The sequence below is a fragment of the Actinomadura logoneensis genome, from assembly GCF_003428695.1.
In the GTDB taxonomy this organism is placed as follows: Bacteria; Actinomycetota; Actinomycetes; order Streptosporangiales; family Streptosporangiaceae; genus Spirillospora; species Spirillospora logoneensis.
Map to the genome: position 1 here is coordinate 1 of NZ_QURH01000111.1, position 5,598 is coordinate 5,598.

At 74.6% G+C, this 5,598-nt stretch carries 5 protein-coding genes and 1 pseudogene; 3 read left to right on the forward strand and 3 right to left on the reverse strand.

Features of this window, described 5'->3' with window-relative positions:
* A pseudogene (locus DZF91_RS05820) lies at positions 1-529 on the forward strand (AMP-binding protein); the annotation flags it as partial.
* Between the two features lie 422 nt (positions 530-951).
* On the opposite strand, the gene DZF91_RS05825 reads toward DZF91_RS05820, so the two are convergent.
* The 3 genes from DZF91_RS05825 to DZF91_RS05835 form a co-directional block, all read right to left on the reverse strand.
* Entirely contained in the window at positions 952-2,385 is a 1,434-nt protein-coding gene (locus tag DZF91_RS05825; RefSeq protein WP_117356464.1) for an aldehyde dehydrogenase, read from the reverse strand.
* A gap of 99 nt (positions 2,386-2,484) precedes the next feature.
* Positions 2,485-2,958, reverse strand: coding sequence for a cytidine/deoxycytidylate deaminase family protein (locus DZF91_RS05830; protein ID WP_117356465.1), 474 nt, complete (start codon positions 2,956-2,958; stop codon positions 2,485-2,487).
* Positions 2,951-3,637 (reverse strand): RibD family protein, encoded by a 687-nt coding sequence (locus tag DZF91_RS05835; protein ID WP_235834107.1) that lies wholly within the window; start codon positions 3,635-3,637, stop codon positions 2,951-2,953. The genes DZF91_RS05830 and DZF91_RS05835 overlap by 8 nt, the downstream gene beginning before the upstream one ends.
* 141 nt (positions 3,638-3,778) lie before the next feature.
* Between DZF91_RS05835 and DZF91_RS05840 the strand changes: the two genes are divergently transcribed.
* Positions 3,779-4,915 carry an exonuclease SbcCD subunit D gene (locus tag DZF91_RS05840; RefSeq protein WP_117356467.1) on the forward strand — a complete coding sequence of 379 codons (1,137 nt, stop codon included), beginning with the start codon at positions 3,779-3,781 and terminating at the stop codon, positions 4,913-4,915.
* The coding region (locus tag DZF91_RS05845) for an AAA family ATPase (protein ID WP_147341011.1) at positions 4,915-5,598 on the forward strand (684 nt) is incomplete at its 3' end. The genes DZF91_RS05840 and DZF91_RS05845, both read left to right, overlap by 1 nt.

The window sequence follows — 5,598 nt, forward strand, 5'->3', positions numbered from 1 at the left end:
GCGGACGGCCGCGTGGGGAGACGCGGCCGTCGCCTGGGGGGAGCCGGGTGGCGGGCCGGCCGGAGAGGGCGCCGGCGTGGGGAGCGCCGGCGCGTCCGGTCCGCCGCCCGAGACGACCGAGCCCGCGCTGCGCCTGTTCGAGCCGCCCGTGGACCTCACCCACGCCGACCGGTTCGCGGCGCTGCACCGGCTCGCCGCCGTCACCCGGATCCACTCCGGCGACGTGCTGGTCTGCGGGGTCCGCGAATGCCGCCCGGACGTCCTGCTGGGCCTGTCCGACCTGTGCCTGGCGCACGGCGCGACCCTCGTCGGCGTCCCCGAACCGGAGGTCGCGCCGCTGCTGCACGCCATCGGCGCGCACCAGGCCACCGCGGCGGTCGTCACCCCGGAGAAGCTGCGCGCGCTCACCTTCGACCACGCGCCGGTGCCGGTCCCGGACGTCCGCCTGCTGGTCACCGGCCCCGTCGATCCGGAGGTGGCGCGCGCCTGCCACCACCGCCACGGCTGGAGTCCCGTCCCCGTGACCTGACCCCGGCCCCAAGAACCACCCCTGAGGAGGCCCGCGGCGATTCCGCCCCGCCGCCGGGCCCGCGGGGACGGCCCCGGCCGAACGGGGACCACCGACCAACGGGCGCCCGGTGGTCCCCGTCCGCCCGGGGCCGTCCTCCGCTGATTGCATTCTCCGGCTCCGCCGGAGTTCGCCTAGGGGCTCACCCCGGCGGCCCGGCCTGCGGGCGAGTGCGGCATCGCTTCGCGATCAAGGGCGAGGGCGCTCGCCTTCGGCTTCTCGCCCTCGCCCTTGGCCACGCACTCGCGCGCGGGCCGGGGCGCGTTCGTGGTGTTCCACGGGCGGTTCGTGACTCATCGCTTGCCCGGGTTGTCGTTCCGCCCGGGCAAGCGATGCTCCAATTCTCGCGTGCGTGAACCGCAGTGTTTTTGAGACGGGCGGTGCTAGTGGGGGCGGGGGATGGCCTTGTGTTCCAGGTACGCGGTCAGGCCCTCGGGGCCCAGTTCGCGGCCCAGGCCGGAGTCCTTGTAGCCGCCGAAGGGCGTGTTCGGGTCCAGGACGTAGAGGTTGACGCCGCAGGAGCCGGTGCGGATGCGGCGCGCCACCTCGACGCCGTGCGCGACGTCGGCGGTCCAGACCGAACCGCCCAGGCCGTAGTCGCTGTCGTTGGCGATGCGGACGGCGTCGTCCTCGGTCTCGTAGGGGATGAGGGTGAGGACCGGGCCGAAGATCTCCTCGCGGGCGATGCGCATGTCGTTGGAGACGTCGGCGAAGACGGTGGGGGCGACGTACCAGCCGCGGTCGTGCGGGCGGTCCAGGCCACCGGCGATGATCTTGGCGCCCTCGTCCTGGCCGATCCGGATGTAGTTCTCGACGCGGTCCTGCTGGCGGCGGGCGACCAGGGGGCCGATCTCGGTGGCGTAGTCGGCCGGGTCGCCGACGGTGAGGGCCGAGACCATCTCGCCGAGGGCGTCGGCGATCTCGTCGTAGCGGCTGCGCGGGGCCAGGATGCGGGTCTGCGCGGCGCACGCCTCGCCGTTGTTCATCAGCGACGCCATCTTGAAGCCCTCGATGGTGGTGCCGAGGTCGGCGTCCTCCAGGACGATCGCGGCGGACTTGCCGCCGAGCTCCAGGGTGGCCGGGCGGAGCAGCCGGCCGCAGGCCTCGCCGATGCTGCGCCCGGCGGCGGTGGAGCCGGTGAAGGCGACCTTGTCCACACCGGGGTGGGACACCAGGTACGCGCCGACCTCGCGTCCGGCGGGGACGAAGTTGAGCACGCCGTCCGGGACGCCCGCCTCGCGCGCCCACTCGGCCAGCAGGTAGGCGTCGAGCGGGGCCTCCGGGGACGGCTTGGCGACGACGGTGCACCCCGCGACCAGGGCCGGGGCGAGCTTCAGCATCAGCGTGAACTGCGGGACGTTCCACGGGTAGATCGCGGCGACGACGCCGACCGGCTCGCGGGTGACGGTGACCGGGCCGAGCATCCCGGGGCGCTCGTCCTCCCAGGTGAAGTCCGCGGCGAGGTCGGCGTAGTACTGGAGCACCATCTGCGGGAGCGCCGCCTGGCCGAAGATGGAGAACAGGATCGGCGACCCCATCTCCTCGGTGATCAGGTCGGCCATCTCCTGCTGGCGCTCGGCGTAGACCGCCGACAGCCGGCCGAGGACCGCGGCGCGCTCGGCCGGGGTCATCCGGGGCCAGGGGCCGTTGTCGAAGGCGAGCCGGGCGGCCTGGACGGCGCGGTCCATGTCGGCCTCGGTGCCGTCCGGGACGCGCCCGACGACCTCCTCGGTGTGCGGGGAGACCACGTCGATGACGCCGGTGCCCGCGGGCGCCGCCCATCCGCCGCCGATGAACAGCCGATCGTGTTCGCGCATGCCGCCTCCCGGTTTGACCGAATGCTTGCTTGGTAGACAAGCATCACGGTTCCCCGGGGCGTCCGCAAGGGGGATGAGACGGCGGTCTCGGCGCTCGTCTCAGGCGAGGTGCGCGTTGGGGCGGCGCGCCCGGTCGGCGAGGGCGGGGAGCTCCACGACCTCCACCCCGTGCGCGCGCAGGTACTCGTCGCCGGTGCCCTCCACGAACAGGGACGGCTCGCGCCACGCGTACACCACCCGGCCGATCCCGGCGGCCACGATCAGCTCGGCGCACGGCCGCGGCCGGGACCTGCGCGCCCCGCACGGCTCCAGCGAGCTGTAGACCGTGGTGCCGGGCGGGACGGCCGCGGTGAGCTTGACGAGGGCGGCCTCCTCGGCGTGGTCGTGCGGGCCCGACTCGCGGGAGTGGCCGCGCGCGAGCTCCGTCCCGTCCGGCGCGACGACGACCGCGCCGACCGAGAAGGCGGTGGCGGACGGCGGGCACAGTGCGGCGAGGTCGCAGGCGAGCGCCAGCCAGGCGGTGTCGGCGGAGGCGCCGGGCACGGGGGCGTCGGTTCCGGCGTCGTCAGGCACGGTGGTCTCCGACCAGGTAGCGCAGCATGACGAGGTTGCCGATGCGGGTGATCTCCTCCAGCCGCATCGGACGCCGCGGGGACTGCGGGAACACGCCCGAGCCGACGAACCGGGGCGCGGCCGGGTCGCCGAGGAAGAACGGCGCGACGACCAACTGGATCTCGTCCACCAGGCCCTGCTGCAGGAACGCGGTGTGGATCGCGCCGCCGCCCTCGACCATCAGCCGCCGCACCCCGCGCCGGGCCAGGTCGGCGAGCATCGCGGGGAAATGCACCGGTTCGCCCGCGTCCATCACCTCGGCGCGGTCGCCCAGCCGCGCGGCGAGCGCCTCGGCGTTGCCGGACGAGGCGTACACCAGCTTCGGCGCGTCGCCGGTCGTGAAGAACCGCGCGTCCGGGTCGAGGTCGCCGCTCCAGGTCACCGTCACCTTGGTGAGGTCGGCGGGCATGCCCTGCGCGACCCGCCGGTCCCGCCGCGATGGGCTCTTGACCAGCAGCTTCGGGTCGTCCGCCCGGACCGTGCCCGCGCCGACGAGGATCGCGTCGCAGGTCGCGCGGACGGCGTCCACCCGGTCGAAGTCGGCCGGGGTGGACAGCCGCAGCCGCTCCGGGGACGCGTCGTCGATGTAGCCGTCGATCGACATGGCGCAGCTCAGCAGCACGTGGGGACGGTCGCTCACGCGCGCCACTCTAGGGGACCGAACAGCCCGCCCGCGCTCGGTGCGGACGGTCTCACCGAGCGTGACGACGTGCCGTGAATCGGTGCGGGACGGCGTTTCCGGGCCGGAAGTGTCGGAGGGGACGCCTAGGGTGTGACCGCGATGCGAATACTCCACACCTCCGACTGGCATCTCGGCCGCTCGTTCCACCGCGAGGACCTGCTGTCCGCGCAGGCGGCGTACGTCGACCACCTGGTGGCGACCGTGCGGGACGAGCGCGTCGACTGCGTGCTGGTGTCCGGCGACGTGTACGACCGCGCGCTGCCCGGCGTGGACGCGGTGAGGCTCGCCAACGAGGCGCTCGAACGGCTCGCCGAGCGCACCCGGGTCGTCCTCATCGCGGGCAACCACGACTCGGCGCGGCGGCTCGGCTTCGGGGCGGGGCTGATGGACGCCTCCGGGGTGCACCTGCGCACCGACCCGGAGCGCGTCGGCGAGCCGGTCCTGGTGGAGGGCGTCGCGATCTACGGCATCCCGTACCTGGAGCCCGAGCTCGTCCGCGCCGACTGGAACCTGCCCGACCGCGGCCATCCCGCCGCGCTGGGGGAGGCGATGCGACGCGTGCGCGCCGACCTGGCGGGGCGTCCGGGCACGCGGTCGGTGGTGCTCGCGCACGCGTTCGTCACCGGCGGCGAGCCCAGCGACAGCGAACGCGACATCTCGGTCGGCGGCGCGGCGCACGTCCCGGCGTCGGTGTTCGACGGCGTCGACTACGCCGCCCTCGGCCACCTGCACGGACGCCAGCGCATCACCGAGCGGGTCCGGTACTCCGGCTCGCCGCTCGCCTACTCCTTCTCCGAGGCGGACCACCTCAAGGGCTCCTGGCTGATCGACCTGCGCCCGGACGGCTCGCTCGGCGAGGAGTTCGTGGAGGCGCCGGTGCCGCGCCCGCTCGCGCGGCTGCGCGGACGCCTCGACGACCTGCTCGAGTCGCCGCGCCACGACCGCCTCACCGGGCACTGGCTCCAGGTCACCATCACCGACCCGAACCGTCCGACCTCGGCGATGGAGCGGCTGCGCCGCCGGTTCCCGCACACGCTCGCGCTGTCCTTCGAGCCGGACGCGCCGGACGGCGCGGCCGGGAGCCGCACGTTCGCCGAGCGGGTGCGTGAGCGGTCCCACCTCGACATCGCCGGCGACTTCGTGGCCGAGGTCACCGGCACGCCCGCGTCCGAGGCCGAGAGCGCCCTGCTGCACGAGGCGTTCGAGGCGTTCCGCCGCAAGGAGGCGCTGCGGTAATGCGACTGCACCGGCTCGTCGTCACCGCGTTCGGCCCGTTCAGCGACCGGCAGGAGATCGACTTCGGCGCGCTGTCGGACGCGGGCCTGTTCCTCATCCAGGGCCAGACCGGCGCGGGCAAGACCAGCGTCCTCGACGCGGTCTGCTTCGCGCTGTACGGGCAGGTCCCGGGCGTCCGCAACAGCGCGCGCGGGCTGCGCAGCGACCACGCCGCGCCCGGGCTCGCACCGAGCGTCCAGCTGGAGACGACCGTCCGGGGCCGGCGGCTGCGCGTCACGCGGTCGCCCGAGTGGCACCGGCCGAAGAAGCGCGGCGAGGGGCTGACCAAGGAGAACGCCAAGGTCGTCCTGGAGGAGTACGAGCACGGCGGGTGGGTGGCGCTGTCCACCCGGGTGGGCGAGGCCGACGACGTCATCGGCGGGCTGCTCGGCATGACCGCCGCGCAGTTCTGCCAGGTCGCGATGCTGCCGCAGGGCGCGTTCGCCGGGTTCCTGCGCGCGGACGCCAAGGGCCGCCGCGAGCTGCTGGAGCGGCTGTTCGCGGCCGAGATCTTCACCGCCGTCGAGAACTGGCTGGGCGAGCGCCGCCGGGAGACCGGCCGCGCGGCCGACGGGCTGCGCGCCGCCGCCGGGTCGATCGCCGGACGCATCGCCGAGGCGGCGGGCGAGCCGAGCCCGCACGAG

Bases quoted from the DNA above. Each gene is read 5' to 3' on its own strand.
- DZF91_RS05840 (WP_117356467.1), top strand. From the start codon at position 3,779: ATGCGAATACTCCACACCTCCGACTGGCATCTCGGCCGCTCGTTCCAC.
- DZF91_RS05825 (WP_117356464.1), bottom strand. From the start codon at position 2,385: ATGCGCGAACACGATCGGCTGTTCATCGGCGGCGGATGGGCGGCGCCC.